The organism is Microbacterium sp. TW_SC_2, from assembly GCF_055361165.1.
In genome coordinates, this window is record NZ_CM143952.1 from 503,146 (window position 1) to 523,228 (window position 20,083).

A 20,083-nucleotide genomic window follows, 5' to 3' on the forward strand; every position below is an offset into this window, starting at 1 on the left:
CGTGGCCGTCGACCGGGCGCGCGTCGAGAGGCTGACGCGGGAACTGCTCGAGGCGATCGGCGAGGATCCGGACCGCCCGGGTCTCAAGCAGACGCCGACCCGGATGGGTGAGCTCTACTCCGAGTTCTTCTCGGGAGTGGGAGAGGATGCCGCGGCACCCCTCGCCCGGACCATCAGTGTGACCCGCGGCCCCGCTCCCGACACGCTGCCCTCCGGGGCGGTGCTGCTGCGCGACATACGGTTCCGTTCGGTGTGCGAGCATCACCTCCTGCCGTTCGCCGGCCGCGCGCACCTGGCCTACCTCCCCGGGGAGCAGGTCGTGGGGCTGGGCGCGCTCGTGCGCGTCGTCGAGATCCTCGCGTCGCGCCCCCAGGTGCAGGAGCGCCTGGGCGAGCAGATCGCCGACACCGTCGCCGAGCACCTCGACACCCGCGGGGTCCTGGTCGTGCTCGACGCCGCCCACGGCTGCGTCACGCTGCGCGGCGGACGCCAGCCCGAGGCCTCGACCCTCACGATCGCCGCACGCGGGGAATACACCGATCCCGTCGCGCGCGCCGAGCTCATCAGTCTGATCGCCCTGCCGTCCGGCGTCGCCCTCCCGGGCGGGTCCGCCTCGTGACGGGTATCTGGGGCATCGTCAACGTCACTCCCGACTCGTTCAGCGACGGCGGCCGGTATCTCGAGGTCGACCGTGCGGTGGCCCACGGCCTGCGGCTGCGCGCCGACGGTGCGACGGTGCTCGACATCGGCGGGGAATCCACGAGGCCCGGCGCGGAGCGCGTCGGCGCGGCGGCCGAGCAGCAGCGCGTGATCCCCGTGATCGAGCAGCTCGTCGCGGCCGGGGCGCCGGTGAGCATCGACACCCTCAACGCCTCGACCGCCGTCGCGGCGGTCCGCGCCGGTGCGCGCATCGTGAACGACGTCTCGGGAGGCCTGGGAGATCCGGAGATGCGCGCCGCGGTGGCCGAATCGGGAGCGGACTTCGTGATCGGGCACTGGCGCGGGTTCTCCGACGACATGTACGCGCACGCCGAGTACCGGCGCGCGCCGCGGGAAGTCGCGGGCGAGCTGCAGGAGCGCATCGGAGAGGCGGCAGCGGCGGGCATCGCCCCCTCGCGCCTGATCGTCGACCCGGGCATCGGCTTCGCCAAGACCGGCGCGCAGAACTGGGACGTGCTGCGCGGACTCGAGGAGATCGTCGCACTGGGACCACGCGTGCTCGTCGGCACCTCACGCAAGCGGTTCCTCGCAGAGACCCTGCGGGGAGCGCATGCCGAGCCCGACATCTCGGAAGCGCGGCGGGATCTGGCCACAGCGGTCACGAGCGCTCTCGCCGCGACGGTCGGAGTGTGGGCCGTGCGCGTGCACGACGTCGCCGCCACGCGGGATGCCCTCGCCATCGCCCACGCCTGGCACGGACGCTGAGCAGACCCCCGGCTCGTGCGCGGCCGAGCGTCGGCGGGCGGCCCCCCGTACGCTAGGGGGATGCACCCCCTCGATGAGATCGCCCTGACCGGACTCACCGTCTTCGGACGTCACGGTGTCCACGACCATGAGCGCGAGAACGGCCAGGAGTTCACGATCGATCTGCGGCTGTCGCTCTCGCTGGAGCAGGCCGCGAGCTCGGACGACGTCGCCGACACCGTGCACTACGGCGAACTCGCCGAGAAGGTGGCGGAGGTCGTGTCCGGGGAGCCGGTCAACCTGATCGAGACGCTGGCATCGCGCATCGCCGACGTCGCTCTCGCGGACGATCGCGTGCAGTTCGTCGTGGTGACCGTGCACAAGCCGCACGCCCCGATTCCGCTGTCGTTCTCCGATGTCGCGGTGACGGTGCATCGGTCCCGTCAGGCCGCACCGCTCGAGGACATCCGGATATGAGTCGGAACCTGACCATCCCGCCGGATGTCCCGCCGGCGCGACCCGGGCGGGCCCCGACCGCGGCCGTGATCGCCCTCGGCGCGAATCTGGGCGACCGTGAGCAGACGATCCGCCACGCCGCCGAACGCATCGCGCGCCTGCCGCTGGTGAGCGATGTGCGACTCTCCGCACTGTTCGAGACGGTCGCCCTGCGCCCGGACGGACCGGATCCCGCGGCGCCGGGATATGTCAACGCGGTCGCGCTGGTGACCACGCGCCTGGCTCCGGAGATCCTGCTCGGGATGCTGCACGCGATCGAGGACGAGAACGGGCGGGAGCGGCACGTGCGCTGGGGGGACCGCACCCTGGATCTCGACCTGATCGCCTACGGCGACGTCGTGTCGGACGAGCCCCGCCTGCAGCTGCCGCATCCGCGCGCGGCAGAGCGGCTGTTCGTCCTGGAGCCCTGGCTCGACCTGGACCCCGAGGCGGAACTGCTCGGACACGGCCGCGTCGCCGCTCTGGCGGACGCGCTGCGTGCGCGAGGCGAGGCATGAAGCGCACGTCGTTGGGCCTGCTCGTCGTCCTCGCGCTGCTCGGCACGGGCGGCGGATACCTTCTGGACCACGTCCTCACGGCGAGCGGTCGGGCGACGTTCACTCCGTCGCTGCTGCTTCCGGTGCTGTTGCTGCTGATCGCCGCCGCCGCCCTGGGCGTCGCGTGGCCGGTGCGGCACAGCGTGCGATCGGGCATCCGCATCGATCCGTTCCGTGCACTGCGTGCCGCCACGCTCGCGCGCGCGTCGAGCCTGCTCGGCGCGATCATGGCCGGCCTGGGTGCGGGGCTGCTGGTGTTCCTCCTGTCGCGCCCCATCGATCCCCCGGTAGGGTCGACTGTGGCGATGCTGGCTCTGATCGCAAGTGCGATCGTGCTCGTGATCGCCGCTCTCATCGCGGAACAGTTCTGCACTCTGCCAAAGGATCCTGATGACTCAGAACCCCGAGACCTCGCCCCTGAACCCCGCGGAGGGCACTGACCTCGACGCGCTGGACCAGGGGACGTACACCCAGCTGCGCACGTCGCGGCGCGAGGGGCGGCTCGAACTCGACGGCACCTGGCACCAGATCTCACCGCGCTACGTGGTGTCGCAGTTCGTGCAGAACGCGATCTTCCTCGCGGTGGTCGTCGCCGCCGCCGTCGTGCTCAACATCGCGTGGGAGCAGGACTGGGTGTGGATCCCTGCCGGGGTCATCATCGTGATCACCCTGCTCACGCTCATCATCCTTCCCCGCCAGGCGAAGGCGATCGGGTACATGCTGCGCGCCGACGACATCGTCTTCCGCAAGGGCATCCTGTGGCAGCGCATGATCGCGGTGCCGTACGGACGGATGCAGCTCGTCGACATCACGCAGGGCCCCCTCGACCGCGCGTTCGGGGTGTCGCAGCTGAAGATGGTCACGGCGGCCGCGACGACCGGCGTGCAGATCCCCGGGCTCACGCAGCAGGCAGCGGAGGCGCTGCGCGACACGCTCATCGAAGTGGCCGAGACCCGTCGGACCGGCCTGTGAGCGAGCCGCAGTTCCCCGTCGCCCCGTCGTCGTCGCAGACCCCGGCGCCGCAGAACCCGGGACCGCAGGCCCCGGCGCCGCAGACGTCCGAGCCTCGCGGCGATTCGTCGAACTCCCTCGCCGACGGCGAGTGGCACCGGATGCATCCGCTCACCCCGCTGTTCAAGGGCGGGCTGGCGCTCATCATCATCGCCGGAATCCTGATCGCCAACATGCGCGACCGGGTCATCGCCTGGGTGGTCGACCTGTTCTCGCCCGAGGCGCACTACGGCGACTACACGAGCGGGGATCCCGTCGACTGGGTCCTCGAGAACAACCTGATCCTGATCGTGCTGCTCGGAGTGCTCGCGCTCGTGCTCGTGCTGGTGCTCATCTTCTGGGTGGTCTGGCGGTTCCACCAGTTCCGCATCACCGGCGACCACGTCGAGGTGCGCAAGGGCATCGTGTTCCGCTCGCACCGGCGTGCTCCGCTGGATCGGGTGCAGGGCGTCAACCTCACGCGTCCGTTCCCCGCGCGCATCATCGGCCTCGCCAAGCTCGAAGTCGTCGGTGCCGGCAACGACGCGAACGTGGAACTCGAATACCTCGCGACCTCCCGCGCCGAATCGGTGCGCACGTCGATCCTGCGACTGGCATCGGGTGCGCGTGCTGCGCGACAGGGTGGCGCCGGATCCGCGTCCGGGCCCGCCGCCGGGATGCCGGTCGAGCCGGGTGCCCCCGGTGCGCGCGCGCAGCTCGTCGGCTCCATGAACGACGGGGTCACCGGACTGATCACCGGAGTCGACCTCGAGGACGTCGCGCCCGAGAGCGTCGTCAAGATCCCCACCGGCCGTCTCGTCGGCTCGCAGCTGATCGCCGGCGTGCTGTGGCTGCTGTTCTTCGGCGTGATCTTCGCGGTCGCGCTGGGCAGTGCGGCATGGGGCATCCTCGCCGACGGCGACCCCGAGGGCGGCGTGATCCTGCTCGGTATCGGGCTCGGCATGGGCATCCCGCTCGTCGTCGCGACGGTCGGTATCACCTGGGCGCAGATCTCGAAGTCGCTGCGCTACTCGATCGCGCCCACCCCGGACGGCGTGCGCATCACCTACGGCCTGTTCACCACCGTCACCGAGACTCTGCCGCCCGGCCGCATCTTCGCGGTCGAGGTGTCGCAGTCCCTGCTGTGGCGTCCGTTCGGCTGGTGGACCATCAAGATCAACCGCATGAGCGGCAAGAGCATCACGCAGCAGCAGTCGGGAACCGCGCAGCAGTTCAACATCGTGCTGCCGGTCGGAAAGCGTGCCGACGTCGAGCGCGTTCTCGGTCTGATCCTCCCCGACGTGCCGGCCGCCGACATCCCGGTGATCTGGGAGCAGGGCGTGCTCGGTCCGATCGAGGGAGATCCTTATCGCTCGATGCCGCGGCGTGCCCGGTGGCGTCGTCCGGTCTCCTGGAAGCGGCACGGATTCCTGCTCACCGAATTCGGGTTGCTTCTGCGACGGGGCGTGGTGTGGCGCAAGCTCGCGGTGTTCCCGCTCGCGCGTCTGCAGGGCGTGTCGCTCAGCCAGGGGCCGATCGATCGGATGCAGCGGGTCTCGGGTGCGCAGGTGCACACCGCCCCCGGGCCGATCACCGGTCTGCTCTCCGGTCTCGAGCGGGACGATGCGCTCACGCTTCTCGACGGAGTCAGCCGCGCGGCGGCCGCCGCCGCCCTGCGCGACACCACACACCGGTGGAGCGAGCACGCCGCCACGGCGCCGTCGCCGGACGTGCGCTTCGCGCCCCCCGCGCCATCGGGCGCTCCGGCTCCTTCCGCGTCTCCGGTGAGCCAGCCGGCGCCTCCCGCACCGGCTGCCCCTCCCGCACCGACTGCGCCTCCGGCGCCGTTCGCGCCGCCCGTCAGCCCGCCTCCGGCGCCGCCCGTGTCGCAGCCCGCGCCGCCCGCGCCGCCGGCGCCGCCCGTGTCGGAGCCGGCACCTCCCGCCCCGCCGGCGCCGCCCGTGTCGCAGCCTGCGCCTCCTGCGCCGCCTGTGTCATCGGCGCCGCCTCCGGCGAATCCGCCTGCTCCTCCGGTGGTGGAGCCGACGGATCCTCCGCTGACCCGTCGCTCGGCGCGTCCGGTCGCGCCTCCCACGGAGGACTGATCGGATGGTGCGCGATGGACGCCTCGGCGTCGGCATCATCGGCGCGGGCCGCGTCGGTCCGGTGATCGGAGCCGCCCTCGGTGGAGCGGGGCACGCGATCGTCGGGATCACCAGCGGGTCCGACGACGAGCGCGTCTCCGCGGTGCTGCCGAACGTGCCCGTGCTGGACGCACTCGAGATCGTGCGAAGGGCGGAGCTGGTCGTCCTGGCGGTCCCGCACACGGAGCTGCCCTCGCTCGTCACGGGGATCGCCGAGCTGGGCGGGTGGCAGGTGGGGCAACTCGTACTGCACACCGACCCCGCGTACGGGGTCGAGGTGCTGCGTCCGGCGGCAGAGCGCGGAGCGATCCCGCTCGCCGTGCATCCGGCGATCACGTTCACGGGGACCTCGATCGATCTCCGGCAGTTGCCGGCCAGCTTCGCCGCGGTCACGGCGCCGGCCGCGGTGCTGCCGATCGCGCAGGCGCTCGCGGTCGAGATGGGCTGCGAACCGGTCGTCATCGCCGAGCAGGATCGAGGGGTCTACGCCGATGCGGTCCAGACCGCCGCCGACTTCTCCCGGTCGATCATCGGTCAGTCCACGGCCCGGCTCCGCGAGATCGGAGTCGAGAATCCCGGCGGCTACCTCTCCGCGCTCGTGCAGTCGACCGTCGAGCACGCGCTCCGCACGGCATCCACCCCACCGCCGCTGTCCTGAGATCGGCGCGGCTGCTCTGAGATCGGCGGGACTGCTCGGAGATCGGCGCGGCTCAGCGTCCTCCCGAGAAGCCGCCGCCCCCACCGCCGCCGGAGAATCCGCCGCCGAACGAGCCCCCCGCGCTCGAGGAGCTGCCGGTCGAGGGTGCCGAGTACGTCGCCGCGGCGTGCGACGTCAGTGCGAAGGCGGCGAGCTGCGTCCGCAGGTACGGAGACGTGGGGTCGCCGATCCAGCCGGCGCCGCGGTGCTCCTGCGAGTACGCGGATTCGAGGACGCCGCCCCACTCGTCTTCGAGCCCGAACAGCATGGCGTAGGGGAGCAGCCGCTCGTACAGCACGATCACGTTCGCACTGCCGTCCTGACGGCGCTCGGCTCCGCGGTAGGACTGCAGCATCCGCAGCCGGTCGGCCTCGGCCACACGGATGAACTCCTCGACGCCCTTCAGGTACTCCAGCTCGCGCGCGCCCTCCACCGTGAGCACGGTGTGCTTCGCGAAGACGTAGAAGCTCGTCAGGAGGACGGCGACCGCGCCGATCGAGATCGCGACCATCGCCGGGGTGGCCGAGGTGCGACCGCTGATCACTCCCCACAGGCCCAGCCCGAGGCCGGCGAGCGTGAGGGCGATCGCGATGCCCTGCAGGATCATGGCACCGCGCGAACGCGCCCGTGTCGTGAATCCCTGCGCCGCGGCGGTCTCGGTGCCGCTGCGCACCAGAGCCGACATCCGTCCGGCGAAAGCCTCGCTCGACGCGGGGAGGTCCACCACGCCGGAGGCGTCTGCGCCGACGAACAGCGCGTCGAGGGCCTCGACGTCGAGCTGGTCGGGGATGCGCGTCCCGGGCAGGCGGCGCAGGCGGTGGCGCTCGGTGTCGTCTCCCTCTTCGATGCGCAGGGTGCCGCGCACCGCGAGATGCACGATCTCCGCAGGCACCGGGTCCTTCGCCCCCGGGATGAGCGCGGCGGCGAGGAGCGGAGGCATCCGATCGGGCACGTCGTACTGTGCCACCACGATGCCGTCGGCGACGCGTCGGCGTCGCGCGGACACCGACACCGCGACGCATCCGCCGACCGCGAGACCGATCGCGCCGATCGCGGCGGCTCCGGGCACGACGTCGGTGACCGGATTCGGCTGCCGCGCGGGGGCCGGCGTCGCGGTGCCCGCCTCGAATCCGATCGCGATGGTCACTCCCTCACCGGCGGCACGCGGGCCGGACTCGACGCGGAAGACCGCGGAGTCGCCCTCGGTCCGCGGCCCCTGCAGGTCGCACTCGTCGGTGGAGCCGGAGAAGCCGGTGTAGCAGCGTGCGGAGCCGGTGAGGCGGTCGCTCAACGCCGGATCGAGGACGATGTCGGCGCGGAAGCTGTCGATCGGCTGGGTGCTGTCGAGGGGGAGCAGATCCCAGTAGAACTCGTCGACACCGGTGTCGGCCGCGAGGATCACATCGCGCATCGTGTACTCGATCACATACGTCGTCAGACCCTGCAGGTAGTCGTCGGTGCCGGTGAGGATGAACAGCACGCCGTCATCGGTCTCGGTCTCGTAGGGGATCTCGGCGCCGTCGGCGTCGGTGACCGACACGACCCTGGTGTCGATGCGCGCCCCTTCGTAGGTGCTGGGCAGGCCGCGGACGATGCCACGATTCTGGTCGACGTCGGGGAACCGCGCGACGAGCGTCTCGGTGACCTTCAGCTGCGCGCGCCCCTCCGCATCGAGACCCAGGTCGTAGCGGGCATCCCACGACGCGTAGGAGAAGTCATCGACGTCGGCGACGACGTCCGCGGCGATGCCGGCAGCGGCAGGCAGGACCGTGCCGGCGTCGGCGGCGCCCTCCGCCGCGGGCGAGGAAGCGGGGGCTGCGACGGCGGCAGCGGCGGGGCCCAGGAACCCGACGGCGGCGAGCGCGAGGGCGGCGAGCATGCGGACGATCCGTGGGGAGGCCATTCTTCGAGGCTATCGAGCCGGGGCCGACGGGCAAGCGCCCCCGCCTCGGTAAACTGGAATCGACTTCCAAGGAGCCCCGCACATGACTGATGCGTCCGCCGCGCCCGCGCAGACCACGACCGACCCCGCAGCCGGCGGTGACGATGACATCCACGAGCAGAAGGCGGTGCGTCTCGCGAAGCGCGAGCGCCTGATCCAGAAGCGGACGGATGCCGGTGGTGGCGCGTTCCCGGTGAGCGTGCCGGTGACGCACGCGATCCCCGCTCTCCGTGCCGAGCACGCGCACCTCGAGCCCGGGGACGAGACCGGCCTGATCGTCGGTGTCGCCGGCCGGGTGGTGTTCAGCCGCAACACCGGGAAGCTCTGCTTCGCGACGCTCCAGGCCGGCGACGGCTCCCGCATCCAGGCCATGATCTCGTTGGCGAACGTGGGCGAGGAGTCGCTGGCCGACTGGAAGGAATACGTCGACCTCGGCGACCACGTGTTCGTGCACGGCGAGGTGATCTCGAGCCGCCGGGGCGAACTGTCGATCATGGCCGACTCCTGGGAGATCGCGGCGAAGGCCATCCTCCCGCTGCCGAACGCCTATGCCGAACTGAGCGAGGAGGGCCGCGTGCGCAGCCGCTACCTCGATCTGATCGTGCGCGAGCAGGCGCGCTCCACCGTGCGGGCACGTGCCGCCGTGAACGCGAGCCTGCGCGCGACCTTCTCCTCGCACGACTACCTCGAAGTCGAGACGCCCATGCTGCAGGTGCAGCACGGCGGTGCCTCGGCCCGGCCCTTCGTCACCCACTCCAACGCCTTCGACACCGAGCTCTACCTGCGCATCGCCCCCGAGCTCTACCTCAAGCGCGCCGTGGTCGGCGGCATCGAGCGGGTCTACGAGATCAACCGCAACTTCCGCAACGAGGGCGCCGACTCCACACACAGCCCCGAGTTCGCGATGCTCGAGGCGTATCAGGCCTATGGCGACTACCACCAGATGGCCGGCCTCACGCAGGAGCTCGTGCAGAAGGCGGCGCTCGCCGTGGCCGGTTCCACCACGGTGACGTGGGCCGACGGCACGGAGTACGACCTGGGCGGGGAGTGGGATCGCATCTCGATGTACGAGTCGCTCTCGGCGGCATCCGGTCGGACCGTCACGCCGCAGGACTCGGTCGACGATCTGATCGCCTTCGCCGAGGCCAACGACGTCGATCTTCCGCCCCAGGCGACCCACGGCAAACTCGTCGAGGAGCTCTGGGAGCACTTCGTGAAGGGCGATCTGGTGCGCCCCACGTTCGTGATGGACTTCCCCGTCGACACCTCCCCGCTCGTGCGCGAGCATCGCTCGATCGCCGGTGTGGTCGAGAAGTGGGACCTGTACATCCGTGGCTTCGAACTGGCCACGGGATACTCCGAGCTCGTCGACCCGGTGATCCAGCGCGAACGCTTCGTGGAGCAGTCGAAGCTCGCCGCCCGAGGTGATGTCGAGGCCATGCCGATCGACGAGGAGTTCCTGCGCGCTCTCGAGCACGGCATGCCGCCGTCCGGTGGCATGGGGATGGGTATCGATCGCCTGATCATGGCGATCACCGGACTCGGTATCCGCGAGACCATCCTCTTCCCGCTGGTCAAGTAGCCGCGCCCGCGTCGGTCGCCGTCTCCCTGTCGGAGTGGGCGATCCCGCGGAACGCCCACTCCGGCAGTACCGCGGCGTCGAGCAGTGTGCGGATCAGAGCCGCGAGGCCGTACTGCGGATCGATCGCGCGCACGAGGTCGAGATAGTGCGCGGCGTGACTCGCACGACCGAGCGCCCACGAGAGCCATGCGGCGACGGTGAGCGGCCCACGCCGCATCCGTCGGGGCGCGACCGCCGCGGCATGCCGCACGATCATGAGGGCGACCCGGAGTCGATCAGCATCCGGGGCGGGGCCCGTGCCGAGGAACACCGCTCCCAGATCATCGGAGATCATGCGCCCCTCGCGCGCGAAGGCGAACTGCGCATCGAGGGTGCGGATCCCGCCGTCGATGTCGGTCGCCCACTGCGCGATCGCGACGTCGCGGAAGACCGGGCGCTCCAGGCACCACAGCAGTGCGGTGGTCGCGAAGGCCGGGGTCTGCTCCGGACGGTCGAGCAGCGACTCGAAGAACGCGGGGATGTCGTCGAGGGCGGCGATCGCCGCCAGAGCATCCGGATTCTCCGGCCGCGCGGATGGCGCGGGGGAGTCCGCATCGAGCGCCGCGCCGATGTCGCGCAGCGCCCGGGCGACGCGCTCCCGGAGGGTACGGTCGGCGTGCGGCAGAGCCGTGCCGGCGAGCTGGTCACCGGTGACGTCGCCGAGCCCCGGCACCTCGGGGGCAGGAGATCCGGTGTCGAGCACCCCCACCTGCGGATCGTCGACGAGATAGCTCGACCAGCCGACGGGGGTCACGCACAGCGCGTCGACAATGCGCAGGCCCGCTTCCTCGGCGCGACCGAGCAGCTCATCGACGGCGACCGCCAGGGGGAGGACCAGCCCGTCGGGTGTGAGCTCGGGGCGGTCGTCGGTGTATACGACCGCGGCGATCGCGTCCGTGCCGTCGACGCGCGCCGCCAGTCCGATCGCGGCGTCGGCGAACCGGGTGAGATCGACCTCGGGTCGGGGGAGGTCGAGGCGCATCGCGCCGTGCGTGCGGCTTCCGCGGAAGGGGAGCAGCACGATGCTGCGGCGTGGGGTGAAGCCCGCCAGGGCCGGGACGATGCGGAGGAAGGCGGCGGAGTCGGAAGCTCGGAGAACTGTGGTCATGGAGCGAGTGTCGCCGTTCTCGGGGGCTGACGGCGGCGAAAGGGCGGGGTGTGGATGCATCCGCCGTGCATTCGCCTCAGGGGACGAAGAGTGCGGTCCTGCGGGCGCGTACGATGGAGGCATGGAGAACTTCTGGCTCGCAGTGGCGTGGTCGCTGTTGCCGACCATCGGTGTCAGCATCGTGTTCTTCATGGTCGTGCGCGGCATCCTCCGGTTCGATCGCACGGAGCGCAAGGTGCACGCGCAGATCGAGGCCGAGGAGCGCGCTGCGCGGGGCCTCCCTCCCCGCTCCTGAGCGACGTCGACGCCATCGGCTACTGTGTAGCCAACGCCCGGGCGAGGGTGCGCATCCGCGCCGATCGGCGCGGAATCAGTGAGGGGACACCATGACGCCGGAGACCGTGGCATGGTTGATCGCCGCCTTCCTCCTGCTGCTCGACGTCGCGATCCGCATCACCGCGATCATCGTGATCCCGCGCAACCGGCGTCCGACGGCCGCGATGGCCTGGTTGCTCGCTGTGTTCTTCATCCCCTTCATCGGCGTCTTCCTCTTCCTGCTGATCGGAAACCCTCGGCTCCCGCGCGCGCGACGTCGCAAGCAGGATCAGATCAACGAGTACATCGCGGAGGCCAGCGAGCACCTGCACTTCGGCACTCTGCGGCCGCACGCGCCGAACTGGTTCGGACCGATCGTCCAGATGAACCAGAAGCTCGGGGCTCTGCCGCTGTCCGGCGACAACGGCGCTCACCTGATCCCGGACTACCAGGAGTCGCTCGATGCGATGGCCGAGGAGATCCGCGGCGCGCAGCAGTACGTGCACATCGAGTTCTACATCCTGCAGGCGGATGCCGCGACCGACAACTTCTTCCGCGCCATGGAGGAGGTCGCCGCCCGCGGCGTCGAGGTGCGGGTGCTGCTCGACCACTGGGCCAACCTTCGGAAGCCGCGCTACCGCGACACCCTCCGCCGGCTGGACGCCATGGGGGCCGACTGGCGGTTGATGCTCCCCGTCCTGCCCTTGCGCGGCCATATGCAGCGCCCCGACCTGCGCAACCACCGCAAGCTCCTGGTCGTCGACGGAAAGGTCGCCTTCCTCGGCTCGCAGAACGTGACGGACTCGACCTACAACCTGCCGAAGAACATCAAGCGCGGACTGCACTGGGTCGACCTCATGGTGCGCCTGGACGGCCCCGTGGTCCTGAGCGTGAACGCCATCTTCGTCGCGGACTGGTACAGCGAGACCGACACGGTCCTGGAGGGCATCGACATCCGTCACGCCGACATCGGCTCGGGAGACCTCGACTGCCAGGTCGTGCCCTCGGGCCCCGGCTTCGATGTCGAGAACAATCTGCGGCTGTTCCTGGCTCTGCTGTACGCGGCCAAGAAGCGCATCATGATCGTGAGCCCGTACTTCGTGCCCGACGAGGCTCTCCTGCTGGCGGTCACGGCGGCGGTGGACCGCGGAGTCGAGGTCGAGCTGTTCGTCTCGGAAGAGGGCGATCAGGCCATGGTCTACCACGCCCAGCGCAGCTACTACGAGGTGCTGCTCACGGCGGGAGTGCGCATCTGGATGTACCGCAAGCCGTACATCCTGCACACCAAGAGCCTCACGATCGATGACGAGGTCGCCGTGATCGGGTCGAGCAACATGGACATGCGCTCCTTCGGTCTGAATCTCGAGGTGTCGATGCTCGTCCGCGGCGAGGAGTTCGTCGCCGAGATGCGCGAGGTGGAGGACCGATACCGTTCGCTCAGCCGGGAGCTCACTCTCGAGGAGTGGCAGCGGCAGCCGCTGCGCTCGACCGTCCTCGACAACCTCGCGCGGCTGACCTCCGCCCTGCAGTGAGCGGTCGCCGGGGAATCATTCCGGAGACGACGATGCCGCGGGAGTCGGCTCGAGGCTGACTCCCGCGGCATCGACGCGGGGACTACTCGGCGACGGGGATCGCCTGCGCCTTGAGCGTCTCGATGGTCGATTCCTGAGCCGCCGTCAGCGAATCCAGCAGCGTGCCCTGACCGGTGACGGCCTTCTGGAAGCCGTCGGAGACGTCCGCGTAGGTCTGCGTCATGGTCGGACCCCACACGAAGTCGGGGTTGACCTGGGCCGCAGCCTCGGCGAAGACGTCGTAGATGACCTGACCGCCGTAGAAGTCGACGCCCTCCTGCAGCGAGGCGAGTCCGAGTCCGTCGGTGGTCGCGGGGTAGATGTTCGCCGAGGTGTTGAGCGCGGTCAGCGCCTCGTCGGAGGTGTTCAGCCACAGCGCGAACTTCGTGGCCTCGTACAGGTGATCCGTGCCCTTGAAGACGGCGATCGACGAGCCGCCCCAGTTGCCGGCGCTCTTGCCGCCCTCTTCCCACTGCGGGGATGCGGCGACCGACCAGTTGCCTGCGGTGTCGGGAGCACCGCTCGAGATCGAGTTGGCGCCCCAGACAGCGGAGTTCCACGACCACACCTCGCCCGAGTTGTAGGCGTTGTTCCACTCCTCGGTCCAGGCCGGGTAGGTGGAGACGAGGTCCTCGTCGAGCAGTTCCTGCCAGTACTCGGCCACCTTCGTGGTCGCGTCACCGGTCATGTCGACCGTCCACGCGTCGCCGTCGTTCGTGAACCAGTCGCCGTTGTCCTGCCAGACGAGGCCGGCGAACTGGTTGATGTCGGCGGTGGAGAAGTTGGTGATGTACCCACCGGCGGCGCGCACCTTGACGGCCGCCTCCTTGTACTCCTCCCACGTCGTCGGGACGTCGATGCCGTTCTGCTCGAACAGGTCGGAGCGGTAGAACAGGGCCATGGGGCCCGAGTCCTGCGGGATGCCGTAGACGCCGTCGGCGGTGCCGAGCGTGACCTGCCCCCAGGTCCAGGGGATGAACTGGGACTCGGCCGCCACCACGTCCTCGCACGCGGCGAGGTTCTCGAGGCCGTCCTGCACGAGGAAGCTCGACAGGGCGTCGTACTCGATCTGTCCGAGGTCGGGAGCGTTGCCGGCCTTCAGCTGGCTGAAGAAGCTCTGGTACGTACCGGAGTTGCCGTTCGGGCCCGTCTGGACCTTGACCTGGATCTCGGGGTTCTCCTCGTTCCACTGCGCGACGACGTCTTCGATGCCGGGGATCCAGGAGGTGAACTCGAGTGTGACGTCTCCGTCGGCGGGGGTGCAGGCCGCGGCATCCGCGCCGTCGCCGGATCCGCTGCCTGCCGTGCATCCCGCCAGCGCGATCGCGCTGAGCAGTGCGACGCCGGTGGCGACTGCCCTCGTGGTGTGCTGCATGATCTTCCTCTTTCGGTGGGTGGTTCGGGTTTTCAGGGAGACCGCCGCAGGAACGGCGGCGGGGGTCACTTCACGGAGCCGTTTCCGAGGCCGCTCTGCCAGAACCGCTGCAGCATCAGGAACGCGATGATGAGCGGGATGATCGACAGGAACGACCCGACGAGCACGTAGGTGCGCAGCTCCGGGATCTGGTTGAGCTGGGTGTTCCAGGCGAACAGGCCGTAGGTGATCGGGAACAGCTCCTGGCTGCGCAGCATGATCAGCGGCAGGAAGAAGTTGTTCCAGATGGTGACGAACTGGAACAGGAACACGGTGATCAGCGCGGGGGTCATCAGGCGCACCGACACCGTGAAGAACGTGCGCACCTCGCCGGCTCCGTCGAGGCGCGCGGCCTCGATCAGCTCGTCGGGCACGGACGCCGCCGCGAAGATGCGCGTCAGGTACACCCCGAACGGGCTGACGATGCTCGGCAGCAGCACAGCCCAGAAGGTGTTCGTGAGATTCACCTGGCTGAACAGCAGGAACAGCGGCAGCGCGAGCGCGGTCGCCGGCACGAGCACACCGCCCAGCACGACGTTGAACAGCAGCTCGCGACCGGGGAACCGGTATTTCGCGAGGGCGTAGCCGCACATGCCGGCGAACACCGTCGCGAGCAGGGCGCCGAGACCGGCGTAGCCGAGACTGTTCATGATCCAGCGCAGGTAGATGCCGCCGTCATAGCTGATCAGGGCGCCGATGTTCTCGAACAGGTTCCAGTCGGCGAACCACAGCGGGGCCGTGGTCAGCAGGTCGCCGCGGTCCTTGGTCGAGGCGATGAACAGCCACCAGATCGGCGTGAGGAAGTAGAGGGTGAAGACCCCCATGATCAGCAGTGCCGCGCCTCGGGAGAGGAAGCTCTCGCGGGGTCCGCGTGCCGGGGTGAGGTCGTCGGCGGTCGCGCCGCGCTTCAGAGTGAGCATGCTCATTGCTCCGCCTTCCGCTGGGACACCTTGAGGAAGGTGAACGACAGGACGAACGTCGCGAGAGCGAGCACGACCGAGAAGGCCGCCGCGAGGTTCGTGTTGGGAATCGAGTTGGTCGCGTAGATGGTCATGTTGGGGGTGAACGTGCTCGACACCGCGGCGCTGAACGAGCGGAACACCTGCGGTTCGGCGAGCAGCTGGAAGGTGCCGATGATGGAGAACACGGTCGTGAGCACCAGGGCGGGGGCGACCATCGGGATCTTGATCGACCAGGCGATGCGGATCTGACCGGCCCCGTCGAGGCGCGCGGCCTCATACACCTCGGCGGGGATCGCGAGGAGCGCCGAGTAGATGATCAGCATGTTGTAGCCGACGAAGACCCAGGTGACGACGTTGGCGATCGACCACAGCACGAACTCGGGGGAGAGGAAGTCGATCGCCCGGGTGACGTCGGTGAACGGCGACAGGTTGGGCGAGTAAAGGAAGCCCCACATGATCGCCGCGATCACGCCGGGAACGGCGTAGGGCGCGAAGAAGGCGAGCCGGAAGAACTTCTTACCCTTCAGGACGGGAGAGTCGAGGAGCAGCGCGAACAGCAGAGCCAGGCCCAGCATCACGGGCACCTGCACCACACCGAACAGCAGCACACGTCCCACGGACTCCCAGAACGGGGCATTCGAGAACACGTTCGCGTACTGGGTCAGGCCGCCGAAGACCTCCTGCGGCTGTCCATAGGTGCCCTCGCGCTCGACGACCAGCATCGACTGGTAGACGGCGTACCCGATCGGCACCAGGTAGAACAGCAGGAACAGGATGCCGAACGGGGCCGCGAAGAAGGCGATCGCCCCCTTGTGCGGCGTGGCCCGGCGCTCTGGTCGCTGCCTCTTCCTCCGGCCCTCGGTGACGAGCAGTTCTGTGGCGGTCATGCGATCGCCTCCTCTCGGATGATGCGCACGGCTCCGGCGGGCACGACCACGTGTCCGTGCACCGCGGTGGTGGTGACGAGGTCGACACCCTCGGCGTCGACCTCGACCTCGGCCGAGCCGTGGTTGATGACGAACAGGTAGGTGTGGTCGGTGCCCCGGCGCCGCACGAGCTCGAGTGCGGCGAGGTCGCCGCGGACGGATGCCGGAGGGGTGAGCCCGACCTCGTCGACGAGACGCTCCATCAGCGCACGATAGCCCTCGGCGTCCGGGAGTGTGGCGAGGTACCACGCGGTGCCCCGACCCCAGACGTGCCGGGTGATGGCGGGGGAGCCGTCGGCCGCGCCGCCCGCGAAGGTCGCGATGACCTCGGCGGAGGTGGCGCGCCCGCGCTCCGACCACAGGCTCGCGGTCGTGCCGTCGCTCAGCGTGATCGTGGTGCCGGGGGCGACCGGGGCGAACTCCTCGATCCGCACGCCCAGGGCGTCACGGAACGGTCCGGTGTAGCCGCCCGTGTAGACGCGATCCTGCTCGTCGACCGTTCCGCTCGCGAAGGTGATCAGCGCGGTGCCGCCGGCGTCGATCCAGTCGGTGATGACCGCGGCATCCGCCGTGCTCACCAGATGCAGCGCGGGAACGACGACCAGGCGGTAGCCGCTGAGGTCGGCGCCCGGGGGCACGATGTCGACGGTGATGCCGAGATCGTGCAGCGCCTTGTGCGCGGCGTGCACCTGGTCCAGGTAGCCGAGCGCGTGACTCGGGCGGGCATCCGTGCTCATCGCCCACCAGGACTCCCACGAGAAGACGAGGGCGGCCTCGGCCTCGACGCGCGATCCGGCGACGTCGGCGAGCCGTGCGATGACGCCGCCGAGGTCGGCGACCTCGCGCCAGACGGCCGAGTCGGTGCCGGCATGGGGGAGCATCGCGGAGTGGAACTTCTCGCTGCCCTGCACCGAGGCGCGCCACTGGAAGAAGCAGACGCCGTCGGCGCCGCGCGCGACGTGGGTGAGGGAGTTCCGCAGCATCTCGCCCTCGCTCTTGGGCAGGTTCAGGGGCTGCCAGTTGACGGCGCCGGTGGAGTGCTCCATGAGCAGCCACGGGGCGCCCTGCGCGAGTCCGCGCGTGAGGTCGGCGTTGAAGGCGAGCTCGGCCGTCGGGTCGGCGAGCCGATGATCGAGATAGTGGTCGTTGGCGATCACGTCCATGTCGCCGGCCCACGACCAGTAGTCGAGGTTCTCGATGTGCGTCGTCACCATGAAGTTGGTGGTGATCGGGCGCGTGCTCAGCGGCCGGATCACGTCGGCCTCCGCTCGGTAGTGGTCGAGCAGCTGGTCGGAGCTGAAGCGGTGGAAGTCCAGCATCTGGCCGGGGTTGCGCAGCGACAGGGTGGCGCGCGGCGGAAGGACCTCGGACCAGTCGCGGTAGGTCTGGCTCCAGAACGATGTGCCCCAGGCGGTGTTGAGCGCCGCGATGTCGTCATAGCGTCCCCGGAGCCAGTGCCGGAACGCCTCGGCGCTCTCGTCGCAGTAGCACAGGGCGTTGTGGCACCCGAGCTCGTTCGACACGTGCCACAGCTCGACGGCGGGGTGATCGCCGTAGCGCAGCGCCACCTGCTCCACGAGGGCGAGCGCCGCGCTCCGATAGGTCGCGGAGCTGGGGCAGAACGCCTGGCGGCCGCCGGGGAAACGGCGCGTGCCGTCCTCCACCATCGGGAGGATCTCGGGGTGCGCGGTGGTGAGCCAGGCGGGAGGGGAGGCGGTTCCGGTGCCGAGGTTGACCCGGATGCCGGCGCCATGCAGGCGCGCGATGATGTCGTCGAGGCGGGCGAAGTCGTACTCGCCCGCCCGCGGTTCGATGTGCGCCCACCCGAAGATGTTGATCGCGACCAGGTCGACGCCGATCTCCTGCATCAGGGCGATGTCCTCGGTCCACACCTCGGGCGTCCACTGCTCGGGGTTGTAGTCGCAGCCGAAGGCGATGCCGTCGTGGGTGAAGGGCCGGGCGGGGGTGGTCATGCTCTCCTCGGTTCTGTGAACGTGCACAGCTCCGAGCGTCTGATCTCCGCACTGAGTATCTGTGAACGTGTACAGAGTAAGCAAACCGCGATCTCGCTGTCAACTGCCACGCGTGGCATGTGCGCGTGCACATACGATGGACCCTGATGAACAGCGAGCGTAAGCATCGGGCGACCGTCAAGGACGTCGCGACCGAGGCCGGGGTGTCTCGGGGAACCGTCAGCCGCGTGCTGAACGGGCAGCCCTATGTCTCCTCCGAGGCCCGCGAGGCGATCGAGGCCGCGATCGCCAAGGTCGGCTTCGTCCCCAACCGCGCAGCGCGCAGCCTCGTGATGCAGCAGACGCAGGCGATCGGCCTGATCGTGCACGAGCCGCATTCGCTCTTCATCGAAGACCCCAACATCGGCGCGATCCTGCTCGGCGCCAACGCTGCCCTCTCCGAGGCCGACTACCAGCTCTCCTGCCTGATCGCCGACTCGAGCCGTGACATCGACCGGCTCGCGCGCTATCTGACCGGCGGTCTCATCGACGGCGTGATCATCGTCTCTGCGCGCGAAGGCGACCCCATCACGAAGGCCGTCGCCGAGCTGGGCATCCCCGCGTCCTTCGTCGGCCACCCGCATGACATCGGCGATGCGGCCTACGTCGCGATCGACAACCGGAGCGCCGCGCGGGAGATCACCCGCCGCCTCGCCGCCACCGGTCGGAAGCGCATCGGCATGATCGCCGCGGCGCTGGACCGCGATTCCGGCGCCGATCGCCTCGCCGGCTTCATCGATGCCCGCGGCAACGACTTCGACCCGCAGCTGGTGCAGCGCGTACCCCTGTACTCCTACGCCGACGGACAGGAGGGCATGCGCGCTCTCCTGGCGGCATGCCCCGACATCGACGGCGTCTTCGCCGCGAGTGATGCGGTCGCCGCCGGAGCCATGGACGTGCTCGAGGCCGCGGGCCGGAACGTTCCGCGCGACGTCGGCATCGTCGGCTTCGACGACAGTTCGTGGGCGCTCCGCTGCGACCCTCCGCTCTCCACCATGCGGCAGTCGGCGAACGGTCTGGGCCGTGCGGCCGCCGAATCCGTCCTGGCGCAGTTGCGCGGGGAGAAGCCGCCGGCGGAGGGGCGCATCCTGGAGTGCGAGGTGGTGTGGCGCGAGTCCGCGTGACACGAGTCGCGGGTGCGGCGGGTCGAGCCCGCGGCTACCCTGGGAGCATGGATTCCCCGCTGCGTCTTCTCACGTCGGCCGCCGGCATCATCGCGGCAGGACTGCTCATCGTCGGCTGCACCGGTACGCCCGGTTCGGGTGCCCCGACCAGCTCCTCCGCTCCGAGCGCCGGCAGCGAGGCCGCAACGGACGACGACGCGGATGACATCGAGGGCGCACTCCTCGACGACGGCGTGATGTTCGCCGTGATCACCACCGGGTCGTCGACCTGCGTGCCGCAGGTCGGTGAGGTCTCCGCAGACGGACAGACGGTCACCGTGACTCTCGTCGACCCGGAGGGCGATGACGGGGAGGCGGCCGCGTGCACGAAGGATCTGGTGCCCCGGGCGAGCCTCGGCGAGCTTCCGGCGGGCGTGGATCCCACCGCCGAGATCACGCTGCAGGTGACCTACGGCGATCTCCGGGATGACGTCGAGCTCGACGGCGATCCCCAGGCCACCGGGACGTCGGGGTTGGACTCCGGCACACCGTCGGCGGCGTGGTTCGACGACGGCGGTCTGGTGCTCCTCAGCTGGGGCTCCTCCGGCTGCGCACCGGTGGTCGAGTCGCTGGAGGCCTCGGCAACCGCGGGGATGGTGACCTTCGTCACCGATGACGAGCAGATCTGCACCATGGACATGGCGCCGCGGGCGACCGTCCTCGACTTCGGGGACGACGTCGTCGACGACGACGTGCCGTTCACCCTGACGCTGGTCGGCGGCGGCCTCGACGGCACGCTCCAGGTGGGCTGACCGCGAGACC

At 69.9% G+C, this 20,083-nt stretch carries 19 protein-coding genes; 13 read left to right on the forward strand and 6 right to left on the reverse strand.

Annotated features, from left to right (window positions below; genetic code table 11):
* Window position 1: 1 nt before the first annotated feature.
* From folE to ACWA14_RS02410, 8 genes are read left to right on the forward strand one after another with little or no spacing between them, the layout of a single operon-like run.
* Window positions 2–619 (forward strand): GTP cyclohydrolase I, encoded by a 618-nt coding sequence (folE, locus tag ACWA14_RS02375; RefSeq protein WP_463795877.1) that lies wholly within the window; start codon window positions 2–4, stop codon window positions 617–619.
* Window positions 616–1,425, forward strand: coding sequence for a dihydropteroate synthase (gene folP, locus ACWA14_RS02380; RefSeq protein ID WP_463795878.1), 810 nt, complete (start codon window positions 616–618; stop codon window positions 1,423–1,425). Before folE ends, folP begins: the two co-directional genes overlap by 4 nt.
* A gap of 60 nt (window positions 1,426–1,485) precedes the next feature.
* Window positions 1,486–1,881, forward strand: coding sequence for a dihydroneopterin aldolase (gene folB, locus ACWA14_RS02385; RefSeq protein WP_463795879.1), 396 nt, complete (start codon window positions 1,486–1,488; stop codon window positions 1,879–1,881).
* Window positions 1,878–2,417, forward strand: a complete 540-nt coding sequence (gene folK, locus ACWA14_RS02390) for a 2-amino-4-hydroxy-6-hydroxymethyldihydropteridine diphosphokinase (protein WP_463795880.1) — start codon at window positions 1,878–1,880, stop codon at window positions 2,415–2,417. The genes folB and folK overlap by 4 nt, the downstream gene beginning before the upstream one ends.
* Window positions 2,414–2,896, forward strand: a complete 483-nt coding sequence (locus ACWA14_RS02395) for a DUF3180 domain-containing protein (protein WP_463795881.1) — start codon at window positions 2,414–2,416, stop codon at window positions 2,894–2,896. The genes folK and ACWA14_RS02395 overlap by 4 nt, the downstream gene beginning before the upstream one ends.
* Complete coding sequence (locus ACWA14_RS02400) at window positions 2,847–3,428, forward strand: PH domain-containing protein (RefSeq protein ID WP_463795882.1); 582 nt, start codon at window positions 2,847–2,849, stop codon at window positions 3,426–3,428. Before ACWA14_RS02395 ends, ACWA14_RS02400 begins: the two co-directional genes overlap by 50 nt.
* Complete coding sequence (locus ACWA14_RS02405) at window positions 3,425–5,551, forward strand: PH domain-containing protein (RefSeq protein ID WP_463795883.1); 2,127 nt, start codon at window positions 3,425–3,427, stop codon at window positions 5,549–5,551. Before ACWA14_RS02400 ends, ACWA14_RS02405 begins: the two co-directional genes overlap by 4 nt.
* 4 nt (window positions 5,552–5,555) lie before the next feature.
* Entirely contained in the window at window positions 5,556–6,248 is a 693-nt protein-coding gene (locus ACWA14_RS02410; protein WP_463795884.1) for a DUF2520 domain-containing protein, read from the forward strand.
* 52 nt (window positions 6,249–6,300) lie between these two features.
* Here the strand turns inward: ACWA14_RS02410 and ACWA14_RS02415 are convergent, their stop codons facing one another.
* Window positions 6,301–8,190, reverse strand: coding sequence for a DUF2207 domain-containing protein (locus ACWA14_RS02415; protein WP_463795885.1), 1,890 nt, complete (start codon window positions 8,188–8,190; stop codon window positions 6,301–6,303).
* 82 nt (window positions 8,191–8,272) lie between these two features.
* Between ACWA14_RS02415 and lysS the strand changes: the two genes are divergently transcribed.
* Entirely contained in the window at window positions 8,273–9,811 is a 1,539-nt protein-coding gene (lysS, locus tag ACWA14_RS02420; protein WP_463795886.1) for a lysine--tRNA ligase, read from the forward strand.
* Here the strand turns inward: lysS and ACWA14_RS02425 are convergent.
* Window positions 9,804–10,958 carry a DUF4192 family protein gene (locus tag ACWA14_RS02425; protein ID WP_463795887.1) on the reverse strand — a complete coding sequence of 385 codons (1,155 nt, stop codon included), beginning with the start codon at window positions 10,956–10,958 and terminating at the stop codon, window positions 9,804–9,806. The two genes, lysS and ACWA14_RS02425, sit on opposite strands and share 8 nt — an antisense overlap.
* A 121-nt stretch (window positions 10,959–11,079) precedes the next feature.
* On the opposite strand from ACWA14_RS02425, the gene ACWA14_RS02430 reads away from it, so the two are divergent.
* Together ACWA14_RS02430 and cls are read left to right on the forward strand one after the other, a co-directional pair.
* The gene (locus tag ACWA14_RS02430; RefSeq protein ID WP_247629042.1) at window positions 11,080–11,253 is read left to right on the forward strand and encodes a hypothetical protein; all 174 of its coding nucleotides are present in this window, start codon (window positions 11,080–11,082) and stop codon (window positions 11,251–11,253) included.
* A 91-nt stretch (window positions 11,254–11,344) separates the two neighbouring features.
* Window positions 11,345–12,805 (forward strand): cardiolipin synthase, encoded by a 1,461-nt coding sequence (gene cls / locus ACWA14_RS02435; RefSeq protein ID WP_463795888.1) that lies wholly within the window; start codon window positions 11,345–11,347, stop codon window positions 12,803–12,805.
* 82 nt (window positions 12,806–12,887) lie between these two features.
* On the opposite strand, the gene ACWA14_RS02440 is transcribed toward cls, so the two are convergent.
* From ACWA14_RS02440 to ACWA14_RS02455, 4 genes are all read right to left on the reverse strand, one after another.
* Window positions 12,888–14,219, reverse strand: a complete 1,332-nt coding sequence (locus ACWA14_RS02440; RefSeq protein ID WP_463795889.1) for an ABC transporter substrate-binding protein — start codon at window positions 14,217–14,219, stop codon at window positions 12,888–12,890.
* A 65-nt stretch (window positions 14,220–14,284) separates the two neighbouring features.
* Window positions 14,285–15,184, reverse strand: coding sequence for a carbohydrate ABC transporter permease (locus ACWA14_RS02445; RefSeq protein ID WP_463795890.1), 900 nt, complete (start codon window positions 15,182–15,184; stop codon window positions 14,285–14,287).
* Window positions 15,181–16,107: a carbohydrate ABC transporter permease gene (locus ACWA14_RS02450; RefSeq protein WP_463795891.1), complete on the reverse strand. Its 927-nt coding sequence runs from the start codon at window positions 16,105–16,107 to the stop codon at window positions 15,181–15,183. Before ACWA14_RS02450 ends, ACWA14_RS02445 begins: the two co-directional genes overlap by 4 nt.
* Window positions 16,104–18,119, reverse strand: coding sequence for a beta-galactosidase (locus tag ACWA14_RS02455; RefSeq protein WP_463795892.1), 2,016 nt, complete (start codon window positions 18,117–18,119; stop codon window positions 16,104–16,106). The genes ACWA14_RS02450 and ACWA14_RS02455 overlap by 4 nt, the downstream gene beginning before the upstream one ends.
* Window positions 18,120–18,265: 146 nt before the next feature.
* Here ACWA14_RS02455 and ACWA14_RS02460 point away from each other — a divergent pair, with 146 nt between their 5' ends.
* The gene (locus ACWA14_RS02460; protein ID WP_463795893.1) at window positions 18,266–19,282 is read left to right on the forward strand and encodes a LacI family DNA-binding transcriptional regulator; all 1,017 of its coding nucleotides are present in this window, start codon (window positions 18,266–18,268) and stop codon (window positions 19,280–19,282) included.
* Window positions 19,283–19,329: 47 nt separating this feature from the next.
* Window positions 19,330–20,073: a hypothetical protein gene (locus ACWA14_RS02465; RefSeq protein ID WP_463795894.1), complete on the forward strand. Its 744-nt coding sequence runs from the start codon at window positions 19,330–19,332 to the stop codon at window positions 20,071–20,073.
* Window positions 20,074–20,083 lie beyond the last annotated feature (10 nt).